The organism is Kytococcus aerolatus, assembly GCF_900187395.1.
In the GTDB taxonomy this organism is placed as follows: Bacteria; Actinomycetota; Actinomycetes; order Actinomycetales; family Dermatophilaceae; genus Kytococcus; species Kytococcus aerolatus.
This window is the reverse complement of sequence record NZ_FYEZ01000002.1, coordinates 290,155-310,703: the sequence shown is the minus strand read 5'-3', so window position 1 is coordinate 310,703 and position 20,549 is coordinate 290,155. Positions and strand designations below refer to the sequence as shown.

At 71.4% G+C, this 20,549-nt stretch carries 23 protein-coding genes and 1 pseudogene; 9 read left to right on the top strand and 15 right to left on the bottom strand.

The features are described from left to right. Positions 1-89: 89 nt before the first annotated feature. From CFT82_RS08470 to CFT82_RS08435, 8 genes are all read right to left on the bottom strand, one after another. A complete protein-coding gene (locus tag CFT82_RS08470; RefSeq protein WP_234994362.1) occupies positions 90-1,610 on the bottom strand; it encodes an MFS transporter in 1,521 nt (506 codons plus the stop codon). A gap of 43 nt (positions 1,611-1,653) precedes the next feature. Next, positions 1,654-2,163, bottom strand: coding sequence for a pilus assembly protein TadG-related protein (locus CFT82_RS08465; protein ID WP_088818630.1), 510 nt, complete (start codon positions 2,161-2,163; stop codon positions 1,654-1,656). Continuing rightward, positions 2,160-2,594 carry a hypothetical protein gene (locus CFT82_RS08460; RefSeq protein WP_088818629.1) on the bottom strand — a complete coding sequence of 145 codons (435 nt, stop codon included), beginning with the start codon at positions 2,592-2,594 and terminating at the stop codon, positions 2,160-2,162. The genes CFT82_RS08465 and CFT82_RS08460 overlap by 4 nt, the downstream gene beginning before the upstream one ends. After that, positions 2,591-2,944: a TadE/TadG family type IV pilus assembly protein gene (locus tag CFT82_RS08455; protein WP_088818628.1), complete on the bottom strand. Its 354-nt coding sequence runs from the start codon at positions 2,942-2,944 to the stop codon at positions 2,591-2,593. Before CFT82_RS08455 ends, CFT82_RS08460 begins: the two co-directional genes overlap by 4 nt. A 20-nt stretch (positions 2,945-2,964) precedes the next feature. Then, positions 2,965-3,165 (bottom strand): hypothetical protein, encoded by a 201-nt coding sequence (locus CFT82_RS08450; RefSeq protein ID WP_088818627.1) that lies wholly within the window; start codon positions 3,163-3,165, stop codon positions 2,965-2,967. A 147-nt stretch (positions 3,166-3,312) separates the two neighbouring features. Further along, positions 3,313-4,245: a type II secretion system F family protein gene (locus CFT82_RS08445; protein WP_088818626.1), complete on the bottom strand. Its 933-nt coding sequence runs from the start codon at positions 4,243-4,245 to the stop codon at positions 3,313-3,315. Next, entirely contained in the window at positions 4,242-5,105 is an 864-nt protein-coding gene (locus CFT82_RS08440) for a type II secretion system F family protein (RefSeq protein WP_088818625.1), read from the bottom strand. The genes CFT82_RS08445 and CFT82_RS08440 overlap by 4 nt, the downstream gene beginning before the upstream one ends. A 14-nt stretch (positions 5,106-5,119) precedes the next feature. Then, positions 5,120-6,415 carry a CpaF family protein gene (locus CFT82_RS08435; RefSeq protein ID WP_088818624.1) on the bottom strand — a complete coding sequence of 432 codons (1,296 nt, stop codon included), beginning with the start codon at positions 6,413-6,415 and terminating at the stop codon, positions 5,120-5,122. 301 nt (positions 6,416-6,716) lie between these two features. Here CFT82_RS08435 and CFT82_RS08430 point away from each other — a divergent pair, with 301 nt between their 5' ends. The 4 genes from CFT82_RS08430 to CFT82_RS08415 all read left to right on the top strand — a co-directional run bounded on the left by CFT82_RS08430 (position 6,717) and on the right by CFT82_RS08415 (position 9,474). Next, positions 6,717-7,523: a 3-hydroxybutyrate dehydrogenase gene (locus CFT82_RS08430; protein WP_088818623.1), complete on the top strand. Its 807-nt coding sequence runs from the start codon at positions 6,717-6,719 to the stop codon at positions 7,521-7,523. After that, complete coding sequence (locus CFT82_RS08425) at positions 7,520-7,759, top strand: hypothetical protein (RefSeq protein WP_088818622.1); 240 nt, start codon at positions 7,520-7,522, stop codon at positions 7,757-7,759. The genes CFT82_RS08430 and CFT82_RS08425 overlap by 4 nt, the downstream gene beginning before the upstream one ends. 51 nt (positions 7,760-7,810) lie before the next feature. Next, positions 7,811-8,587, top strand: coding sequence for a peroxide stress protein YaaA (gene yaaA, locus CFT82_RS08420; RefSeq protein ID WP_088818621.1), 777 nt, complete (start codon positions 7,811-7,813; stop codon positions 8,585-8,587). Positions 8,588-8,895: 308 nt separating this feature from the next. Beyond that, positions 8,896-9,474, top strand: coding sequence for a TMEM165/GDT1 family protein (locus CFT82_RS08415; protein WP_088818620.1), 579 nt, complete (start codon positions 8,896-8,898; stop codon positions 9,472-9,474). Between the two features lie 42 nt (positions 9,475-9,516). Here the strand turns inward: CFT82_RS08415 and CFT82_RS08410 are convergent, their stop codons facing one another. After that, positions 9,517-9,897: a DMP19 family protein gene (locus tag CFT82_RS08410; protein WP_088818619.1), complete on the bottom strand. Its 381-nt coding sequence runs from the start codon at positions 9,895-9,897 to the stop codon at positions 9,517-9,519. A 211-nt stretch (positions 9,898-10,108) separates the two neighbouring features. After that, positions 10,109-10,816, bottom strand: coding sequence for a hypothetical protein (locus CFT82_RS08405; protein ID WP_143469572.1), 708 nt, complete (start codon positions 10,814-10,816; stop codon positions 10,109-10,111). 147 nt (positions 10,817-10,963) lie between these two features. Here CFT82_RS08405 and CFT82_RS12215 point away from each other — a divergent pair. Then, positions 10,964-11,077 (top strand): annotated as a pseudogene (locus tag CFT82_RS12215) (TMEM165/GDT1 family protein); the annotation flags it as partial. A gap of 42 nt (positions 11,078-11,119) precedes the next feature. Here the strand turns inward: CFT82_RS12215 and CFT82_RS08395 are convergent. The 4 genes from CFT82_RS08395 to CFT82_RS08380 form a co-directional block, all read right to left on the bottom strand. Further along, positions 11,120-11,503: a type II toxin-antitoxin system VapC family toxin gene (locus CFT82_RS08395; RefSeq protein ID WP_159461895.1), complete on the bottom strand. Its 384-nt coding sequence runs from the start codon at positions 11,501-11,503 to the stop codon at positions 11,120-11,122. Further along, a complete protein-coding gene (locus CFT82_RS11755; protein ID WP_088818616.1) occupies positions 11,500-11,766 on the bottom strand; it encodes a hypothetical protein in 267 nt (88 codons plus the stop codon). Before CFT82_RS11755 ends, CFT82_RS08395 begins: the two co-directional genes overlap by 4 nt. Positions 11,767-11,891: 125 nt before the next feature. Continuing rightward, entirely contained in the window at positions 11,892-13,370 is a 1,479-nt protein-coding gene (locus tag CFT82_RS08385; RefSeq protein WP_088818615.1) for an aldehyde dehydrogenase family protein, read from the bottom strand. Positions 13,371-13,418: 48 nt separating this feature from the next. Then, entirely contained in the window at positions 13,419-14,828 is a 1,410-nt protein-coding gene (locus CFT82_RS08380) for a GntP family permease (RefSeq protein WP_088818614.1), read from the bottom strand. Positions 14,829-14,950: 122 nt separating this feature from the next. Between CFT82_RS08380 and CFT82_RS08375 the strand changes: the two genes are divergently transcribed. From CFT82_RS08375 to CFT82_RS08365, 3 genes are all read left to right on the top strand, one after another. Next, the gene (locus CFT82_RS08375; RefSeq protein ID WP_088818613.1) at positions 14,951-16,129 is read left to right on the top strand and encodes a CaiB/BaiF CoA transferase family protein; all 1,179 of its coding nucleotides are present in this window, start codon (positions 14,951-14,953) and stop codon (positions 16,127-16,129) included. An 86-nt stretch (positions 16,130-16,215) separates the two neighbouring features. Continuing rightward, complete coding sequence (gene tdh / locus CFT82_RS08370; RefSeq protein ID WP_088818612.1) at positions 16,216-17,262, top strand: L-threonine 3-dehydrogenase; 1,047 nt, start codon at positions 16,216-16,218, stop codon at positions 17,260-17,262. Positions 17,263-17,267: 5 nt separating this feature from the next. After that, positions 17,268-18,197, top strand: a complete 930-nt coding sequence (locus CFT82_RS08365; protein WP_200815102.1) for an exodeoxyribonuclease III — start codon at positions 17,268-17,270, stop codon at positions 18,195-18,197. A gap of 285 nt (positions 18,198-18,482) precedes the next feature. On the opposite strand, the gene CFT82_RS08360 is transcribed toward CFT82_RS08365, so the two are convergent. After that, complete coding sequence (locus CFT82_RS08360; protein ID WP_088818611.1) at positions 18,483-19,898, bottom strand: glyceraldehyde-3-phosphate dehydrogenase; 1,416 nt, start codon at positions 19,896-19,898, stop codon at positions 18,483-18,485. A 198-nt stretch (positions 19,899-20,096) separates the two neighbouring features. Between CFT82_RS08360 and CFT82_RS08355 the strand changes: the two genes are divergently transcribed. Further along, positions 20,097-20,417, top strand: a complete 321-nt coding sequence (locus tag CFT82_RS08355) for a putative quinol monooxygenase (RefSeq protein WP_088818610.1) — start codon at positions 20,097-20,099, stop codon at positions 20,415-20,417. Positions 20,418-20,549 lie beyond the last annotated feature (132 nt).

Below are 20,549 nucleotides of genomic sequence, written 5' to 3'. Positions count from 1 at the left end.
CCGGGTCGACTTTCCCCCGAGTCTATGGAGACCCCGTCGGGCGGCTGCGACCACCGGGGCCGCAGGGCGTCCGAGCACCTCCCCGGGGGTCAGACGGAGGCGCGCCCGGCCTCCGAGCGCAGCCCGCGCCAGGCCAGGACGAGCGTGCCCAGGCCGACCGTCATCCCCACCAGGACGACGAGATGCACCCCGGCGAGGAAGGCCGCATCGGCCAGGGCCACCAGCTCGGGACCCGCCCCCGGCGTCTCGGCGGCGACCTCGTGGGCAGCGGCCAGCGTCTGCGCGGCGGTCTCGGTGGCCCCCTCCCCCAGCCCAGCGGGCGCACCCTGCTGCACCCGGGTGGAGTAGAGCGCCAGCCCCACCGTGCCGAGCACCGCGGTGCCCATCGCTCCCCCGACCTCGTAGGCGGTCTCGGAGATCGCCGCCGCCGCCCCGGCCCGGTCGCTCGGCGCGGCGGCCAGGATCACGTCGTTGGTGAGGGTCTCGGCCAGCCCCGAGCCGATCCCGAAGCAGGCCGAGAGCAGGACGAACACGAGCAGGCCGTCCCCCAGCTGGGTGCCGGTGGCCAGCCCGAGGCTCATGAGCGCCAGACCGACCAGGACGACCGTGCGCACCGACAGCCACCGCGCCACGACCGGCGCCAGGACGGTGCCCAAGGTGCTGGCCGCCGCCAGCGGCAGCATCCACAGGCCGGCCTGGGCAGCCCCCATGCCCCGCACGAGCATGAGGTACTGGGGCAGAAAGAACATCAGGCCCATGAACGCGAAGATGGCGGTCACGTTGACCAGCAGGGCCGTGCTGAAGGCCGGGTTGCCGAAGAGGGAGAGGTCGAGCATCGGGTCGGCACTGCGCCGCTGCCGCACCACGAACCAGGCCAGGGCCGCCGCCCCGAGCGCGCAGGACAGCAGCACCGTGGCGTCGACGCCCTTGACCCCCACCTTGAGGGCGTAGACCACCCCGATCATGCCGAGGATGGACAGGGCGACCGAGGGCAGGTCGAGCGGCCCGGGGTGGGGGTCGCGGGCCTCCGGGAGGAGGAGGGGCGCCGTGACGAGGAAGAGCAGGATGACCGGCACGTTGAGCAGGAAGACCGAGCCCCACCAGTAGTGCTCCAGCAGCAGGCCACCGACCAGCGGGCCGAGGGCGGCTCCCCCGGCGAAGGCCATGGCCCACACGGCGATCGCGGTCCGGCGCTCGTCCCGGTCGGGGAAGATCGTGCGGATCAGACCCAGCGTGGAGGGCATGAGCGTGGCCCCGCCAATGCCCAGCAGGGCCCGGCCGGCCAGCAGCATCGTCGGGGTCGTGGCGAAGGCGCACACCAGCGAGGCCACCCCGAAGACGGGTGCCCCGATCAGCAGGATCCGGCGGCGGCCGATCCGATCCCCCAGCGAGCCCATGGCGATGAGCAGGCCGGCCAGCAGGAACGAGTAGAGGTCGATGATCCACAGCAGCTCGTTGGCGGTGGGGTCCAGGTCGGCCGCCAGCGCCGGCACGGCGATGCTCAGCACCGACATGTCGATGGAGATGAGCAGGACCGGCAGGACGAGCACGGCCAGGGCCGCCCACCGGCGCGCCGTGGACATCGGGGGGCTGCCTGCGGGGGTCGTCACCCCCGCAGGCTAAGCCCGGCCGGTACCCGGCGCCGGGCCCGGGTCAGCCCTGCGTGCCACGCGCCGAGGAGGTGACCCGGATGACCGGGTCCCCGAGCAGGTGGGCGCGGACGAAGCCGGTGACCGGGAAGTCGATGCGCGCCGAGAGGTGGACGGTCGCGGTCACCCCGTCGGCCTCCACGGTGGTCCGGTCCACCTGCCAGGAACGCACCCGGGAGCTCGGCACCTGGCGGGCCAGGGAGCCCCGGGCCCGGGTGTCGGCCACGGCCGGGTCGAGGCGGTGGGGTCCGGTGCCGTAGTAGGACTCCTCGGAGAGCTCGTCCGCCGCGTCGCGCGCTGCCGCGTCGGCGGCGTTCAGCGTCTCCAGGCGGGCCAGCTGCCCGGCCGTGGCGTCGACGCCGACGAGCAGCAGGCCGAGGACGATGGCGACGAAACCCAGAAGCAGGACGGCGAGCGATCCACGCTCCCCCGCGGGGTCATCGCGCAACGGGTCGGCACCCGGCCCCCGGGGCGGGATCTCCGCCGGGGGCGGTGTCTGGTGGTGCTCGGTCACGGCAGCTCCCGGTGGAGGTCGAGGGGCTCGGTGTGCTCGGCGGTGAGGGTCACCACGCTGGGGCCGGTGACCCCGAGGCGGGCGAGCCCCGGCAACGGCACCTCCACGGTGGTGATGGCGGTGACCTGCCCCTCGGGGGCGTCGCAGCCGGTGCACAGGACCTGCGTGGTTCCGTGCTCGATGCCGAAGTCCTGCAGCACCAGGTCGGCTGCAGCCTGTCCTGCCGGCTCGGGCGCACCATCACCGGTGGACTGCTCGGCCACCGCGACCCGGCCGGCCTCCCGGGCCGCCGAGGTGGAGGCGAAGGCCGCGGCCTGGACGTCGGCCAGCAGCACGATCAGGTAGACCAAGGGGGCGACCACGGCACCGACCACGACGACGTACTCGATCATCGCCGAGCCCCGGTCGTCACGACGCTCCGCCGGGCTCACGGTCCCTCCACCATCGCCCGGCCCTGGATGGTCAGGGCGTCCACCGGGCCCCAGGGGCCGAGCAGCGGCAGGTCGGCGGTGATCTCCACGACGACCACCTCGCGGCCCGCAGCCGCCGCCCGGTGCTCGGTCACCTCGTCCACCGCCCGCCCGGCCACGGCGCCCCGGGTGAGCTCCTGGGCACGTGTCACCCCGGCCTGCGGGGCGGCCCCCTCCCGGGCCCCGTACCGGGCACCCTCCACGGCGTAGGCGGTCAGGGAGTTGCGCACGTGCAGGGCGAAAGCCAGCTGGAGGAGGGCCAGCACCGTGAACACCGCGACCGTGCTGGTGAGCACGAACTCGGCGGTCACGGCGCCGACCTCCCCCCGGCTCAGGGACCGGTCACGCCGTTCATGGCGGACTGGAACATGTTGTTCAGCATCGGACCGGCCAGCGCCCACAGGGCGGTGACGATGCCGGCGGTCATCATCGTGATGAGGACCCAGCCGGGCACGTCGCCCCGCTCGTTGTCCTCCACCAGGGAGGCCCAGACGGTCAGGAGACGGGCGTGGATCGACTGCAGGGTGGTCATGCTCTTCCTCTTCCGTTCGGTACTGCGCGGTCGCCGCGAGGGGCTCCTCGTGACGGCCCCGGGAGCCGGGGACTTCCGGGGCGTCGCCCCGCACGGCCACGGGTGCGGCCGGGATCGTGGGCCCCTGCGGGGCGGCGGGCATGGCCATCAGAGGCTCACCTGCAGAGAGGCCAGGCCGGGGAACATCGCGAAGACGATCGTCACCGGCAGGACGAAGAAGACCACCGGGATCATCATGAGGATCTCCCGGCGCCCGCCCTCGGCGAGGATCTGCTGACGCGCGGCCTCCCGGGCGTCCATCGCCTGGGCACGGAGCACCTCCGCCAGCGGGGTGCCGCGCTCGACGGCGATGATCACGCCGTCGACAAAGCGGGCCACCGAGGGGATGCCGGTGTGCTCGGCCAGCCCCTCCAGGGCCGTGGGCAGGGAGGCCCCGGTCCGCGCCTCCGCGAGCGCCCGCTCCAGCTCCCGGGAGAGCTCGCCCCGGCTGAGTCGTGCCACCCGGTCCAGCGCCGCGACCGGTGACTCCCCGGCCGCGACGGCCAGGGCGAGCAGCTCGGCGATGGTCGGGAACTCGGTGATGATGCGCTGCTCCCGGGCGGCGACGGACCGGGACAGCAGCTGGTCGCGCAGCATCATCCCGGCGCCCGCACCCACGACGGCCAGCGCCGGCGCCGCGAGCGCCGAGGCTCGACCGGCGGACCACAGCGCCGCCCCGAGCCCGGCGCCTCCGGCCGCCAGCAGGACCGCCAGGACCAGCTGCTGCGCCCGGTAGCCCTCGACGTCCGGGGCCAGGCCCGCCCGCAGCAGCCGGCCGCGCAGGACCTCCTCACCACCGAGAAGGTCGGCGAAGCGCCGTCCCAGCCCGCGGGTGAGCGGGTCGACGAGGTGGTGGACGCGCAGCTGCTCGTGCGGGAGCAGGCCGAAGGGGCGAGCCGGGGTGGGTTCGTCGCGCACGTACGGGTCCACCCGCATCGCCAGCGTCGGGGTCCTCCAGGTGGGGATCCCCCAGAGGACCAGCAGGAGCCCCAGACCCACCACGAGCCCCAGGGCGGCCCCCGGCCAGGACCACGCCGTCATCGCAGCACCCTCTCCGGGCGCGGCAGGCGCCCCAGGCGCAGCATGAGCAGGTAGGCCCCCACGGAGATGACGCCACCGCCCAGCAGGACGGCCGCTCCGGTCGGGGTGCCGTAGGCGGTCAGGGAGTCCCCCCGGGTGGCCAGCATCGCCAGCACGATCCACGGGGCTGCCAGGCCGAGCCGGGCAGCATTGACGGTCCAGCTCTGCCGCGCCTCGATCTCGGCCCGGGTCTGGGCCTCCTCCCGGAGGAAGGCACTCAGGGTGCGCAGGACCACGCCCAGGTCCGAGCCGCCCACCTCGCGGGCGATGCGGAGCGACTCCACGAGCCGGTCGGCCACCGGGTCCGCCAACCGGTCACGCAGGGCGTCGAGGCTGACGTGGAAGCGCCCGGTGGCCCGGTAGTCGTGGGCGAAGCCGGCGAAGGCCGGGCGGAGCTCCTCCGGGCCGCGGACCGCCAGCTGGGCGAGGGCCTCCGGCAGGGCCATCCCGGCGCGGACGGCCGAGGCGACGTGATCGACGCAGTCCGGCCAGGCGTCCCGCAGCCGGGAGCGCCGGCGGGCGGCGGTCTGCGACAGGGCCGCCCAGGGAAGCACCGCGGCGATGAGACCGAAGCAGAGCCCGACCGGGAGCACCCCGGTCACCCCGACGGTGAGGACGAGCACCACGAGGCCGAGCCCGGCGGTCATGGCCACCAGACCCCACGGGGTGAGGCCAGCCCATCGCGCCACGGCGAGGTCGTCCCGGACCCGATCGCTCCAGCTCGGGCGCAACCGCGGCGCACGCGGAGCACGTGGCCAGCAGGAGTCCCAGACCAGGGCCAGCCCCAGACCGGTCAGGGCGCCGAGCAGCATTCCCTCCATCGGGCCCATCCCGGTCATCGGACCCCCAGCAGGGTGCGCAGGTCGTGACCGGCCGCCGCGAAGCGCTCGGCATGGGGTGGAAAGCCGTCCGCGCGGCGCAGCTCGCCGTCCACCCGGGTGAAGATCTCGGCGATCTCGACGACCTCCCCCTCGGTCCGGCCGGGGAGCGCCACGATCTGCTGCACCTGCCGTCGGCCGTCGCGCTCGAGTCGGCAGTGGACAACGAGGTCGACCGCGCTCGCCACGGTGGGAACGACGAAAGAGCTGGAGACGTTCGGCCCGGCCAGGAGCGGCAGGGTGCACATCTTGAGCACCGCCTCCCGCGCCCCGTTGGCGTGGATCGTCGCCATCCCGGGAAGCCCGGAGTTCAGGCTGATGAGGAGGTCGAGGGCCTCCTCCTGCCGCACCTCTCCGACGAGGATGCGCGAGGGGCGCATGCGCAGCGCTTCCTTGACCAGCCGACGCAGGGTGATCTCGCCGGTCCCCTCGAGGCTGGGCTGGCGGCACTGCATGGCGGCGACGTCCCGTAGCGGGACGTCCATCTCGAAGACCTCCTCGCAGGTGACCACCCGCTCGTTGGGAGGGATGGCCGCGGCGAGGCAGTTGAGCATCGTGGTCTTCCCCGCCTGGGTACCCCCGGAGACGAGCACGTTCAGACCGGCCTCGACGGCTGCCTCGAGGAAGCGTGCCGCGGGAGCCGTGAGGCTGCCCAGGGCGACGAGATCGTCCAGCCGGTGGGCGCGGGAGACGAACTTTCTCAGATTCACGACCCAGTGGCGGCGCGTGATGTCGGGGATCGCGACGTGGAGTCGCTCTCCCCCGGGCAGCGAGGCGTCCACGAAGGGTGAGCTGAGGTCGATCCGTCGGCCGCTGGTGCGCAGCATCCGCTCGACGAGGTCCTGGACGGCCTGCTCGGTGAGGAGCACAGGGGTGAGCTCGGTGCGCCCGCCTCGGGCCACGAAGACGTGCTCCGGCCCGTTGAGCCAGATCTCCTCGACCTCGGGGTCGTCCAGATAGACCTGCAGCGCACCGAACCCGGCCACGGCATCGGTGATGCGGCGGACTGCCTCCTCCTCGTCCGGCAGGAGGGTGCCCCGGCCTGCGGCAGCGACGGCCTGGTGGTCCGCCACGACCTCTGTGGCCACCTCCCGCACGGCCTCGACGTCCACGGTCGGGTCGACCTGCCGCCGGCGCACGATGGCGCGCGCCTGCTCCTCGAGAGCCGCCTCGACATCGCGCAGGGACGTCGGCACGGTGAGAGATGCCGTCTCCCCACGGTTGGGCACGGCTGGACTGGTCGTCACGGGCATCGTCACCTCCTCGGGTCTCCTCACCGGAAGGTAATGACTGACGTCACATGAGTGCGCTGCGTTATCCACAGGGCAGTTCCCACTCCTTTGCCGAGCCCGGGACGACTTGAGACCTCCTGTTCACCCACCCAGCCGGCCCATGGGTTAGACCACCCCCTCACAGGCGGGAGATCCGGGTCGTTTCGATCACGGGCGCAGCCGACGGTCAAGGTCTCCCCTCCCCAGAAATGACCGCTCCCTGTCCAAATGTTCACCGGGCGTTCACGTGTCGCGACGGAGCCGGCCACCCTAGGCTCGACACATGACCCCCTCCAGCGCGCAGAGAATCCCCGAGATCCCCACCCCCGCAGGAGCGCTCGCCGGCCGCCGCGCCCTGGTCACCGGGGGCGCCGGCGGGCTGGGCTCCGGCATCGGCAAGGCCGTGGCTGCGGCAGGCGGGCACGTGGTGCTGGCCGACGTCGACGAGGCCGGGCTGGAGCGTGTCGTCGGCGAGATCACCGAGGCCGGCGGCTCGGCCGAGGCGTGGCCGGTGGACCTCTCCGACACCGCGGCTCTGGCCGACCTGCGCCTGGAGGTCGACATCCTGGTCAACAACGCCGGCATCCAGCACGTCCAGCCACTGCACGAGTTCGACGTGGCGAAGTGGCAGCTCATCCAGCAGCTCATGCTCACCGCGCCCTTCCTGCTCACCCGCGCCGCCCTGCCCCACATGTACGCGTCCGGCTGGGGCCGCATCATCAACATCTCCAGCGCCCACGGCCTACGGGCGAGCGAGTACAAGAGCGCCTACGTCTCCGCCAAGCACGGCCTGGAGGGCCTGAGCAAGGTCACCGCCCTGGAGGGCGCGCCGCACGGCGTGACGAGCAACTGCATCAACCCCGGCTACGTGTGGACCCCGCTGGTGGAGCAGCAGCTCAAGGACCAAGCCGCCACCCACGGCATGAGCGAGGAGGAGGTGGCCGAGCAGGTGATGCTCAAGAAGCAGGCGCTCAAGCAGTTCGCGAGCGTCGAGGCCATCGCCCAGGCGGTGCTGTTCTGCTGCGGTCCGCACTCGTCCTCGATGACCGGGGCCAACCTCGTCATCGACGGTGGCTGGAGCGCCCAGTGAACGAGCCCTTCAGCCGCACCGGGCTGCACGACGAGAACACGGCCCTCACCGGCAGCGACCCCGGCGGACGCCCACCCTCCCCGCCGTGGTGGTGGACCCTCGGGCTGCTCGCCCTGTGGCTCTTCCTCTTCATCGGCCCGCTGAAGCACCTGGGCTTCCTCTGGTTCTGCGTCAGCTTCGCGGTGGTCTACGTGGTCGGGCTGGTCCTCATCGTCCGTCGTCGTGGGTGGGACTGAATCCCCGCCCAACCCGCCCCGCCCGGATCGGACTGAGATAGCGTCCCGGGCGTGCTGACGCTCCTCTCGCCTGCGAAGTCCCTCGATCTCGACTCCCCCCTGCCCACCCGCACGCACACCCAGCCGCGCCTGCTGGAGCAGGCCGAGCAGCTGGTGGAGGTGATGCGGGCGAAGTCCCCCGAGGACCTCTCGGCCCTCATGGGGATCTCCCCCGAGCTGGGGCGCCTCAACGCCGAGCGCTACGCGGACTTCCAGACCCCGTTCACCCCGGAGAACGCCCGCCCGGCGCTGTTCACCTTCGCCGGGGACGTCTACCAGGGGCTGGACGCCAGCCGCTTCGACACCCGCGACCTCACCGAGGCGCAGAAGACCCTCCGGATCCTCTCCGGGCTCTACGGCGTGCTGCGCCCGCTGGACCTCATGCAGCCCTACCGCCTCGAGATGGGCACCCGACTGGCCACCGAGCGCGGGAAGAACCTCGTGCAGTGGTGGGGCCGGACCATCACCGACCAGGTGGCCGCCGACCTGGCCGACTCCCCCGGCCCCGACGTGATCGTCAACCTGGCCTCGACCGAGTACTCCCAGGCCGTGGACTTCCAGCGGCTCGGCGCACGCATGGTGACCCCGCGCTTCGAAGACCGCTCCCCCCGGGGCGAGTGGAAGGTCATCTCCTTCCACGCCAAGCGCGCCCGGGGCGAGATGGCCGCCTGGATGGTGCAGCAGCGGGTGCGCAGCGTGAAGGCCCTCACCCGCTTCGACGCCGCTGGCTACGCCCACGCCCCGGAGGTCTCCACCGCCGACGAGCCGGTCTTCCGTCGCGCGGGCTGAGCCCCCCCCCCCCCCCCCCCCCCCCCCCCCCCCCCCCCCCCCCCCCCCCCCCGAGCCCGGCCCGCGCGATGCGCCCCGGCCCCGCCGGTTGGTACCCTTGGGCCACCGAAAGGGAGTAGTCCCCAACACCTGTGTCGACACACTGGCCAGCAGGATCGGCCCGGCGCAGGAGGCCACCTCCGGTGGCGGACGAGACTTTCGACCGAGATGCACACCGACCTCCCCGCGAGGGGCCACCACGTGTGCCCGGTCGAAGGCGTCCACGGACCTGGGTCCCCGCCTGACACCGGGCGGAAAGAGACCCCCTGATGGAAGCCTTCCTCCTCAGCACCGCGATCATCTTCATCGCGGAGCTCGGCGACAAGAGCCAGCTCATGGCCATGACCTTCGCCACCCGCTACAAGGTCCGCGACGTCCTCATCGGCATCACCGCGGCCACCGCCATCGTCCACCTGGCCAGCGTCGGCATCGGCTGGTGGATCGGCGACTCCTTCGCCGACTACCAGCACTGGATCAACGTGGCGGCCGGTATCGCCTTCCTCGGCTTCGCCCTGTGGACCCTCCGCGGCGACGAGCTCACCGAGGAGGAGGCGTCCAAGGCCAAGAACGCCACCGGCGCCGCCATCCTGGCCGTGGGTATGGCCTTCTTCCTGGCCGAGCTGGGCGACAAGACGATGCTGGCCACCATCACCCTGGCCACGAAGGAGGGCTGGTTCGGCACCTGGATCGGCAGCACGCTCGGCATGGTCGCCGCCGATGCGCTGGCGATCATCGTCGGCGCCATCCTGGGTCGGAAGCTCCCCGAGAAGGTCATCACCTACGGTGCCGCGGCCCTGTTCGCGATCTTCGGGCTCATCCTCATCGCCCAGGGTCTCGGCTGGTTCTGAGAGGGGACTGGCGCGCCTCGCCCACATCCAACCGCCTGACGGTCAGGCCCCCGACACGGCCTGGGTGATCCGGCCCTCCGCCATCGCGTACCACTGGTCGTCCAGCTGCTCCCACAGCAACTCATCGGCCTCGGAGAGCTCGGCGTCCGGGTGCGGTCGCATCCGCTGGTACTCGGTGTCCGCGCGCTGCGTCAGGTCGGCCAGGTCGTCCAGCCCGTGGGCGCGCAGGGCTGCCACGGCATCGGCGAGCACCTGGTCATCCCCGCTGGCGTGCAGGTTCTCCAGCGTCCCCATCAGCCCCCCGTTGTCGACCATCCCCTCAAAGCTCAGCAGGGCTCCGCACGCCAAGAAGCTCGGGGAGGCATCCCTGCCCTCCAGGTAGGCGTCGATAGCGGTCTGGAAGTCCTCCGGCAGCAGGCTCATGGTCCGACGGTAGTGGCCGCACCCCGCATCGCCGCAACACGCCGCGCCAGGTGCACTTCCCCGTGCGACAACGCGGTGAAGTGCACCTGGCGCGGTGAGGGCCGCTCAGGCAGGGGCGAGCGGTGCGGCTCGGCGTCAGCCGAGCTTGACGTTGATCTGCTTGATCTGGGCGAAGCCCTCGAGCATGCCCTCCAGCGACGCCTCGCTCCGATCAGCGAACCACGTCAGGGCAGTACCCCGGCCCCTCCCATGTCTCGCGGTCACGCCCAGTCCGCTGCTCCCAGAGGTCTTCGACCGTCATCTCCTCAAGGATTCTACTCGCCTCCTCCTCGCCGAGACGGTCTGACAACTCCATAATGAAGTCCATCGCACCCGGCGTGAAAGCACGGCCGGCCTCCAATATCTCTACCGAGAATCCCGCCTCCTCGATCGCCACCGCCACCGGTTCAGTGAGGACAAGGAATCCAGTTCCGTCCGGCACGTAGACGTCCGATCCGTCCCATCCCTGTGGGCAAGGATCCAAGCACGGGTAGACAAGACTCAACGTCCCGGCAGGCACGCGCTCAAAGGACACATGATCGTCATGGAAACCACGACTCACCCCCGGAGACCTTCCCGTCACCTCTGGGTAGTACCAGGCGCCGGGATGAAGTTCCTGCAGCGCCGGAGTCGACTTGGGAGCGGCGTGGAAGCGGATCCCTGTGGCTCCGGTCGACTCGATCACCTGCTTCAGGCCTTCATGCACGATGATGCGCATCCAGTTGCCAACCAGATCAGGGACAGACCCCTCGCTGACAGTTGTCATATCCAGTCGGGCCGGGTGCGACCCAGCGGGCCCCAAGCCGTGCGAGGTTACCTTCAGCCCGCTCCCTGGGTCCAGCTCTCGAAGAAAGAAGTGTGGTTCGGCACGCTGTCGCATCAGAAAAAGATCCTATACCCAAACTCACGGGCCAGAAGACGAGCGTATTGCTCAATCTGATAACACTTCTAATAGTGACAGGTCACCAAGAGGGAGATTCTCGGATGCCTGCTCCGCACCTATGATGATCGGCGCCAGAGACCTCTGATGACGCGTCGGCCCGAGCCCCGAGCCCCTCGTTGCCTGGCCGAGCTGGGCGACAAGACGATGCTGGCCACCATCACCCTCGCCACGAAGGAGGGCTGGTTCGGCACCTGGATCGGCAGCACGCTCCGCATGGTCAACCGCGGATGCCCTGGCCCCTCATCGCCCAGGGTCTCGGCTGGTTCTGACGCCCCGCCCCTCGGCCGCCCGGGCCAGCTGCTCGTCGAACGTGACGAGCGGCTGGCCCGACTGCTCCGCAGCACCAAGCACCACGCAGTCCGGCATGCGCAGCCGGGTCTCGACACGCAGCTCGGCCAGAACCAGCGGCGACGGGCCGCTCAGGGTCTCCAACCCCAGCTCGCGAAGCACGACCAAGGCGTCCTCGGCGGTGCCGGCCCGGACGTGGTGGACGAGCGCTTCCGCAAGGGTCAGCTCGGGAACGAGCAGATCGCCGGTCGCCTCCGCGATGATCTCCACCGCTTCCTGATGGTGGACATCGGTGCCGTTGAGCAGGGCGATGATGACGTTGGCGTCCAGGATCACGCGGGCCAGTCCCCGTCCCGCGCCTCCCGGACGGCCCCAGAGGAGCCGACGCCGGCAAACCTCTCCCCCGCGGCCGCAAGGAGGGCCCGACGGCGTGCTGCCTCAGCGCCCCTCTGCTGCTGCAGGTGCTGCTCACCCTCCAGGGCGAGACGCACCACGAGCCGGGAACGGGAGAGCTCGGGCCACTGCTCGTGCGCCCGGTCGAGGGCTGCCGCGAGCTCGTCGGACTCGGTCACCAGGTGGCGCGGGCGGGTCGTGGGCATGCGGTGAGTGTAGCTCTGACAGGATCGGTGTAACACCCCTCGCTCGTCGCCGCGCGCCGGCCACACACACGTCGAGGCGCCCCGGACCGGGTCGGTCCGGGGCGCCTCGACGAAGGGGCTCTGCGTCAGCCGAGCTTGACGTTGATCTGCTTGATCTGGGTGAAGCCCTCGAGCATGCCCTCCAGCGAGGCCTCGCGGCCCACGCCGGACTCCTTCATGCCCCCGTAGGACTGGCCCGGGATCTGGCCGCCACCCTGGTTGACCTGCACCCAGCCGGAGTCGATGCGGTGGGCGGTGCTCAGCGCGGCGTCGAGGTCCTTGGTGAAGACGTACGCGGCCAGGCCGTAGTGCGAGTCGTTGGCCAGCTCGACGACCTCGTCGACGTCCTTCCAGGTGATGACCGAGAGCAGCGGTCCGAAGACCTCCTCCCGCGCCACCCGCCAGGACGGGTCGACCTGGGAGATGATGATCGGGGCGTGGAAGAAGCCCGGCTCGCCGACCTGGAGGTCCTCGCGGCCGTCGTACTCCACCTTCACGCCGTCCTCGGCGAGCGCCTCGTCGATGAAGCCCTGCACACGGTCGTACTGCTTGGCGTTGATGATGCAGCCGATGTCGGAGGCCTCGTCGCGCGGGTCGCCGACCTTCATGCCGCGGGCGCGCTCGACCATCTTGGCGAGGAACTCCTCGGCGATGTCCTCGTGGAGGAACACGCGCGAACCGGTGGTGCAGGACTGGCTCTGGCGGGCGAAGCGGGTGGCCAGCATGACCTGGTCCACCACCTCGTCGGTGCAGGCGTCCGGGAACACGATGCACGGGCTCTTGCCGCCGAGCTCCAGGGAGACGTGCGCCATCCGCTCGGTGGCCGTCCCACCGACCATCTTGCCGATCTGCGAGGAACCGGTGAAGGAGAGCTTGTCCACGCCCGGGTGCTTCACCAGGGCGTCACCGATCTCCGCGCCGTAGCCGGTCACCACGTTGAGCACACCGTCCGGCAGGAACTCCGAGCAGATCTCCGCGAAGCGCAGGATCGTCAGCGGGGCGTCCTCGGCGGCCTTGAGCACGATGGTGTTGCCCGCGGCCAGGGCGGCCGGGGTCTTGAAGCCGGCGATGAGCAGCGGCGAGTTCCACGGCAGGATGCCGGCCACCACACCCAGCGGCTCCCGGCGCGTGTACTGCAGCGAGCCGTCCCCGCCGGGCAGGGTCACACCCTTCACCTCACCGGCGACACCGGCGAAGTAGCGGAAGAGCGCCACCAGGGTGCCGGCCTCCGGGCGCGCCTGGGTGCGGATCGCGTTGCCGGTGTCCAGCGCGGTGAGCTGGGCGAGCTCCTCGCTGGCAGCCTCCAGCGCGTCCGCGCACTGGCGCAGGGCGTTCGCACGGTCTGCGAAGGGCAGGGCGGCCCAGGACGGGAAGGCCTTGCGGGCGGCCTCCACCGCACGGTCCGCATCGGCCTGACCGGCCCGCGGGGTGGTCGCGATGACGACGTTCCGGTCGATGGGCGTGATGACGTCCAGGCGCTGGCCGTCCGCCGCGTCGACCCACTGGCCGCCGATGAGCATCTTGTAGTCCGTGGCCTCGATGGTGGACAGGTCCTGCAGGGTCATCCGTGCCTCCTGGTGGGGTGTGATCTGGTTTCGAGGGTAGTTGGTGGCTCAGAAGGAACCGACGGCGCTGCCGACCGACAGCACCACGACCAACGCGCACAGCGGGATCACCACGCAGGTCATGCCGATGTGCTTGTACGCCTGCCGGTGGGTCAGCCCGGTGACAGCCAGCACCGTGATGACCGCCCCGTTGTGGGGCAGGGCGTCGAAACCACCGGCGGCCAGGGTGGACACGCGGTGCATGAACTCCGGGTCGATCCCGGCGTCCAGGGCGCGCTGCATGTAGTCGGCACCGAAGGCCTCCATCGCGATGGCCAGACCCCCGGAGGCCGAGCCGGTGATGCCGGCGACGATGTTCGTGGAGACCGCCATCGAGATCGCCGGGTTGGAGGACACCCCGAAGACCGCGTCACGGATGACCGCAAAGGCCGGCAGGGCCGCGATCACCGCGCCGTAACCCACCTCGGAGGCGGTGTTCATGATCGGCAGGAAGGCGCTCGTGGCCCCGGCGTTGAGCAGCTTCTGGCGCTCAGCGAGGCGCTTCCAGTTGAGGACCATCACCAGCAGGCAGGCCACGATGAGCGACAGGATGATCGCCCAGTTGCCGCCCACCTTGTCGATCGACGTGCCGCCGAAGCGCTCCTCGGCCAGGTACCCGAAGTCCATCGCCGGGAAGACCACCCGCACGAGCAGCAGGTTGAGCGAGATGACCACGATGATCGGCAGGATCGCCGTCCAGAAGGGGGTGTCCCGGGGGACGGTGACCTCCTCGTCCTCGCCCAGGCCCCGCACCTGCTCGCCCTGCATGAGCGGCCCGTTGTCATAGCCCTCACCGCGAGCCTGGGACTGGCGCACGCACCAGTTCAGGTAGGCCACACCCCCGGCGAAGATGATGGCGGCGGCCAGCAGGCCGAGACCGGGGGCCGCGAAGGCGTCGGTCTTGAAGTACGGCGCCGGGACGGCGTTCTGGATCTGCGGGGTGCCCGGCAGGGCACCGGTGGCGAACGAGAAGGCACCCATCGAGATGGCCGCCGGCGCGAAGCGCTTCGGGATGCCCGCCTCGGTGAAGAGCTCGCGGGCGATCGGCCAGATGGCGAAGACGACGACGAAGGCCGTCACCCCGCCGTAGGCGAGGATGCCGCAGGCCGCCACCACGGCGAGGATCGCGTGCCGCGCGCCCACCTTGTCGACGATCCAGCGGGCGATGGAGTAGGCCGAGCCGGAGTCGTTCATGAGCTTGCCGAAGAGCGCACCGAGCAGGAAGAGCGGGAAGTACTTCACGACGAAGCCGCCCATGGCGGGCATGAACACCTCGGTGTAGGTGCCCAACAGGGGCACCCCGGCGAAGGTGGCGGCCACCAGGGCGGTGAGCGGTGCCAGCAGCACCAGGCTCCAGCCGCGGAAGGCGAGGTAGATGAGCAGCGCCAGGGACAGCACCACTCCGATGAGTCCGAGCATGGGGGATCTCCAGAAAGTGAGGGTGTGTGAGAGGACGCCCGGCACCAGGCCGGACGGCGGGACGTACTGTGAGAGGCGACACAATAGGCCCTTCCCACCCGTCCCACTCCCAGGAGGAACCCATGAGCGGCGCTCTGCAGGGCATCACCGTGATCGACCTGACCCGGGCCCTGGCCGGCCCCCACGCGGCCCAGATGCTCGGCGACCAGGGCGCTCGCGTCATCAAGGTGGAGGCGCCCGGCACGGGCGACGACACCCGTTCCTGGGGCCCGCCCTTCGTCGGCGAGGACGAGGACCCGATCAGCACGTACTACCTGTCGTGCAATCGCAACAAGGAGTCCATCGCCCTGAACCTCAAGGACGAGGACGACAAGGCGGTCCTCGAGGGCATGGTCCGCAAGGCCGACGTACTCATGGAGAACTTCCGCACCGGGGTGATGGACCGCCTCGGCTTCTCGATGGAGCGCCTGCTGGAGCTCAACCCCCGTCTGGTGGTGCTGAGCATCTCCGGCTTCGGCCACGACGGCCCCGAGGGCGACCGGCCCGGCTACGACCAGATCGCCCAGGGCGAGGCCGGCCTCATGAGCCTCACCGGCTCCGGCCCGGAGGACCCGCAGCGCGTCGGCACCCCGATCGGCGACCTGCTGGCCGGCATCCACGGTGCCTACGGCGTCATGACCGCCCTCTTCGAGCGGGAGCGGACCGGCCGCGGCCAGGTGGTGCGCACCTCGCTGCTGGCCAGCATCGTGGGCGTGCACGCCTTCCAGGGCACCCGCTGGACGGTGGCCGGCCAGGTGCCCGCCGCCCAGGGGAACCACCACCCGACCATCACCCCCTACGGCCTCTTCCGCTGCGCCGACGGGGCGGTGCAGATCTCCTGCGGCAACGAGCGCCTCTGGCAGAAGCTCTGCGCCGAGTTCGGGCTCGACCCGGTCGCCGAGGGCATGGCCACGAACGCCGAGCGCTCCGGCAACCGGGAGGCCGTCATCGCCGCCGTCGAGGCCGCCTTCGGGGACGTGCCCGCGGCCGAGCTGCTGGAGCGTCTGGGGGCGGCCGGCATCCCCTCCGGCAAGGTGCGCACCCTCGACGAGGTCTACGCCTGGGACCAGACCCGCTCGCAGGGCCTCGTGGCGACCGTCGACCACCCCGTGCTCGGTGAGGTCGAGCTGCCCGGCGCCCCGCTGCGCTTCTTCGACGTGGAGGGCGGCACCCAGACCGAGACCACCCGCACCGAGCACACCGCCCCCCCGGCCCTCGACGCCGACGCCGAGGCCGTCCGTGCCTGGGCGCTCGGCGACTGACCCCGGACCACCCGCCGCTCCCCCGGACGGCCTCCTCCCCGTGGTGGGATGGGGCCGTCCGCCCACGCCGACCCCGAAGGAATCCCATGCGCGCACTGGCCAAGACCAAGCCCGGCCCCGGGCTGGAGCTGATCGACGCCCCCGAGCCCACCCCCGGCCCCGGCGAGGTGAAGATCCGGGTGGAGCGGGCCGGCCTGTGCGGCACCGACCTCCACCTGGAGGGCTGGGACGAGTGGGCCGAGGGCGCCATGAACCTGCCGCAGATCATCGGCCACGAGTTCTACGGCGAGGTCGTCGAGCTCGGGGAGGGCGTCGAGAGCCGCGGTGACCTGACCGTCGGCCAGAAGGTCTCGGGCGAGGGGCACGTGGTGTGCGGCGTCTGCCGCAACTGCCGGGCCGGCGCCCGCCACCTGTGCCGCAACACCATCGGGGTCGGTGTGAACCGGGACGGCGCGTTCGCCGACTACGTCGTGATCCCCGCCGAGAACGCCTGGGTGCAGCCGGACTGGGTGGACGCCGACCTCGGCGCGCTCTTCGACCCGCTGGGCAACGCCGTGCACACCACGCTGAAGTTCCCGCTGGCCGCCGAGGACGTGCTGGTCACCGGCGCCGGCCCGATCGGCGTGATGGCCGTGGCCGTCGCACAGGCCGTGGGCGCCCGCTACGTGGTGGCCACCGACCTCTCCGACGAGCGCCTGGAGCTGGCGAAGGCCGCCGGCGCCGACCGGGTGGTGAACGTGAGCGAGCAGGAGATCCGCGAGGTCTTCTCCGAGCTGGGCATGAAGGAGGGTTTCGACGTCTGCCTCGAGATGTCCGGCGCCGGCCCGGCCGTGCGAGGCGCGATCGACGTCATGAACCACGGTGGCCGCATCGCGATGCTGGGTCTGCCCGGCCAGGGCTACGAGATCGACTGGGGCAAGGTCATCACCCACATGCTCACCCTGCAGGGCATCTACGGCCGGGAGATGTTCGAGACCTGGTACAAGATGACCCAACTGCTGCAGGACAACGAGCAGCTGGTGACCGCTGTGCGCAGCGTGATCACCCACCGCTTCGCCGCCGAGGACTGGCAGGAGGCCTTCGAGGTGGCCCGCTCCGGCCAGTGCGGCAAGGTCCTCCTGGACTGGAGCTGATCGACATGGCGCTGCGGGTCGCGAGCTTCAACGTCAACGGGATCCGGGCCTGCCAGAAGCGGGGCTTCGAGGGCTGGTTGGCTGCCCGGGAGGCGGACGTCATCGGGCTGCAGGAGGTGCGCTGCCCCGTCGCCGCCCTGCCCGAGGGTGTCTTCGGCGACCACCACCTCGCCTACGACCCGGGCACGGCCGCGGGGCGCAACGGTGTGGCGCTGCTGACCCGGGAGGCGCCGGTGGCGGTGCGGACCTTCGGGGCGCCGGTGCTGCGGCGGGCCCCCGGGGAGACGCACACCGAGCTGGTGGAGCCCGACCCCGGCCCCACGCTGCCCCGGGAGCTCAAGGAGTTCGCCGACGAGGGCCGCTACGTGGAGGTGGACCTGGCCGACGTGCCGGTGACCGTGGCCTCGCTCTACCTGCCCAAGGGCGGGCTCCCGGCGGACCTGCAGGAGAAGATGGCCGGCCGGATGCGGGAGAAGCCCGACGGCGGTGCGAAGTTCGAGCGGAAGATGCGCTTCCTCGCCGGGTTCGCCAAGCAGCTGACCCGCTCCCGCAAGGCGGCCGCGGCGGCCGGGCGCGAGTTCGTGGTGGTGGGTGACTTCAACATCGCCCACACCGAGCGGGACATCAAGAACTGGCGCGGCAACAAGAACTCCGAGGGCTTCCTGCCGCCGGAGCGCGAGTGGGTGAGCTCGATCCTCTCCCCCCGGACCCTGGTGGACGTGGTGCGCGCCCAGTACCCGGACACCGACGGACCCTATGCCTGGTGGTCGTGGATGGGACAGGCCTTCGAGCGCGACACCGGCTGGCGGATCGACTACCACCTGGCCACGCCGGGGCTCGCGCGCTCGGTGACCGCGGCCGGGGTGGACAAGGAGCCGAGCCGGGCCGAACGACTCTCGGACCATGCCCCGGTGGTCGTGGACTACGAGATCTGAGGGGTCAGGGCCGCGCGGCTGAGCAGGCCCGGGTCGGGCTGGGCACACCCTGGCCAGTCAGGTTCACCGCGCTCGTCCAGAACCACCGTTCCCTCACCGTGGTTCTGAGGCAGAACCGTGGGTTCGCGGTAGGAGCAGTGGGTTTGGGAGAGAACGGTGGGCCTGGGGCGGGGGCCGTGGGTCTGCGGCGGGGGCCGGCGCTGACACGCGAAAGGGGGCCCGCACCGGGTGGTGCGGGCCCCCTTCGGGGTGAGCCGGCGGGAACGACCCTCGCCGGCCGCGGGATCAGGCCTGCGGGACGACCGGGGCCTGGACGCCGGTCATCAGCTCGACCATGCGGACGACCTGGCAGGAGTAGCCGAACTCGTTGTCGTACCAGACATAGACCACGGCGCGGTCGCCGGAGGTGATGGTGGCGCGGCCATCGACCGTGCCGGCGTGGGTGTCCCCGACGAGGTCGGTGGACACCAGCTCCGGGTGGTCCTGGTAGCCGATGGCCATGGCCAGCGGGCCGGTGGTGGCGGCGTCCTCGAGCAGGCGGTTGAGCTCCTCGCGCTCCACCTCGCGCCCCAGGGTCAGGTTCAGCACGGCCATGGACACGTCCGGGGTGGGGACGCGGATGGCGTTGCCGGTGAGCTTGCCCTGCAGTTCCGGCAGGGCCTTGGACACGGCCTTGGCGGCACCGGTCTCGGTGAGGACCATGTTCATGGCCGCAGCCCGACCACGGCGGTCGGACTTGTGGTAGTTGTCCATGAGGTTCTGGTCGTTGGTGTACGCGTGCACCGTCTCGACGTGGCCACCGACGATGCCGTACTCGTCGTTCAGCGCCTTGAGCACCGGGGTGATGGCGTTGGTGGTGCAGGACGCGGCCGACACGATCTCGGCGTCGCCGATCATCTCGTCGTTCACGCCGTGCACGACGTTGACCATGTCGCCCTTGCCCGGGGCGGTGAGGACGACGCGCTTGACGCCCTTGGCCTGCAGGTGCTGCGAGAGGCCCTCGGCGTCGCGCCAGGCACCGGTGTTGTCGATGACGACGGCGTCCTGGATGCCGTGCGCGGTGTAGTCCACCTCGGTCGGGCTGCCGGAGTAGATGACCTTCACGACCGTGCCGTTGAGGGTGATGGTCTCGTTGGCCTCGTCGACGGTGACGGTGCCGTCGAAGGCGCCGTGCACGGAGTCGTCGCGGAAGATGTCGGCGCGCTTCACGAGGTCGTTGGCGGCCTTGCCCGGGCGGACCACGATCGCGCGCAGCTTCAGGCCCGCGGGGCCGTTGTCGCGGCCGACGAGGATGCGGGCCAGCAGGCGGCCGATGCGGCCGAAGCCGTAGAGCACGACGTCCTGGGTCTTCCCGGCCTCGGCGGAGACCCCGGCCAGCTGCTCGCGGAGGAAGGCCTCCACGTCGGAGGAGCCGGAGGCGGCCTCGGCCAGGGCGGCGACGTCCAGGGTCACCGGGCCGGACTCGATCCCCTCGGCGGCCTGGAGGAGCGTCAGGGTGTCGGCGACCTCGAGGGACTCGCCGCCGCGGCCCTCGGCGTGGAGGGCCAGGATCTCGTTGGTGCCCAGGCGGGCCAGGGAACGGCCGGAGATCCGGGCGTCGACGCCACGGGTGCGGGCGAGGCGGCCGGCCAGCGGCGCGAGGGCCTCAGCGGCCTCCTCGCGGGCGAGCCAGGTGGTGCGGTGGTCGTCTGCGGTGGTCACGTCGATGTCGTCCTTCGCGTCAGGAGCGGCGGGCCTCGGGGCCCATGGGGCATTTCTGCGCGGACACCTCGACACAGCCCACCGCCCGACCGGAGGACGGGACGGTGATGACGTGCGCGGCACTGCGCAGACGTCTCGGATCCTACCGGCACCCGGGCGACGACGGGACGGCTCGTGCGGGTCTGCGAGGCTGGACGCATGATCCTCATCAACGTGAAGTTCCCTGTGAAGCCCGAGCACGCCGACGACTGGCCGGAGATCTCCCGCGCCTTCACCGAGGCCACCCGCGCCGAGCCCGGATGCAAGTGGTTCGAGTGGTCGCGCAGCGTGGAGGACCCGAACCAGTACGTGCTCATCGAGGCCTTCGAGGACGACGCCGCCGAGGCGCACGTGAACAGCGAGCACTTCAAGGCCATGCAGCAGAAGTTCCCGCAGTACCTGGCCGCCACGCCGCAGATCGTCTCCGAGCAGGTGGCCTCCGACGGCTGGGGCCCGATGGGCGAGATCTCCGTCGACTGACCCCCCTCCGCACCCGGGACGGCACGGCCCGCCGTTCCCACCCCAGCGGCACCCGACGGCCCGGCCCCGCACGACGGGGGCCGGGCCGTCGACGCGTGATCCACCCCACTTGTTTTGCATGATCATGCATTG

Bases quoted from the DNA above. Each gene is read 5' to 3' on its own strand.
- CFT82_RS08440 (WP_088818625.1), bottom strand. From the start codon at position 5,105: ATGGAGGGAATGCTGCTCGGCGCCCTGACCGGTCTGGGGCTGGCCCTG.
- CFT82_RS08450 (WP_088818627.1), bottom strand. From the start codon at position 3,165: ATGACCACCCTGCAGTCGATCCACGCCCGTCTCCTGACCGTCTGGGCC.
- CFT82_RS08355 (WP_088818610.1), top strand. From the start codon at position 20,097: ATGATCCTCATCAACGTGAAGTTCCCTGTGAAGCCCGAGCACGCCGAC.
- CFT82_RS08385 (WP_088818615.1), bottom strand. From the start codon at position 13,370: ATGACCCTGCAGGACCTGTCCACCATCGAGGCCACGGACTACAAGATG.
- tdh (WP_088818612.1), top strand. From the start codon at position 16,216: ATGCGCGCACTGGCCAAGACCAAGCCCGGCCCCGGGCTGGAGCTGATC.
- CFT82_RS08435 (WP_088818624.1), bottom strand. From the start codon at position 6,415: ATGCCCGTGACGACCAGTCCAGCCGTGCCCAACCGTGGGGAGACGGCA.
- CFT82_RS08410 (WP_088818619.1), bottom strand. From the start codon at position 9,897: ATGAGCCTGCTGCCGGAGGACTTCCAGACCGCTATCGACGCCTACCTG.
- CFT82_RS11755 (WP_088818616.1), bottom strand. From the start codon at position 11,766: ATGCCCACGACCCGCCCGCGCCACCTGGTGACCGAGTCCGACGAGCTC.
- CFT82_RS08430 (WP_088818623.1), top strand. From the start codon at position 6,717: ATGACCCCCTCCAGCGCGCAGAGAATCCCCGAGATCCCCACCCCCGCA.
- CFT82_RS08365 (WP_200815102.1), top strand. From the start codon at position 17,268: ATGGCGCTGCGGGTCGCGAGCTTCAACGTCAACGGGATCCGGGCCTGC.
- CFT82_RS08380 (WP_088818614.1), bottom strand. From the start codon at position 14,828: ATGCTCGGACTCATCGGAGTGGTGCTGTCCCTGGCGCTGCTCATCTAC.
- CFT82_RS08405 (WP_143469572.1), bottom strand. From the start codon at position 10,816: ATGCGACAGCGTGCCGAACCACACTTCTTTCTTCGAGAGCTGGACCCA.
- CFT82_RS08415 (WP_088818620.1), top strand. From the start codon at position 8,896: ATGGAAGCCTTCCTCCTCAGCACCGCGATCATCTTCATCGCGGAGCTC.
- CFT82_RS08445 (WP_088818626.1), bottom strand. From the start codon at position 4,245: ATGACGGCGTGGTCCTGGCCGGGGGCCGCCCTGGGGCTCGTGGTGGGT.
- CFT82_RS08375 (WP_088818613.1), top strand. From the start codon at position 14,951: ATGAGCGGCGCTCTGCAGGGCATCACCGTGATCGACCTGACCCGGGCC.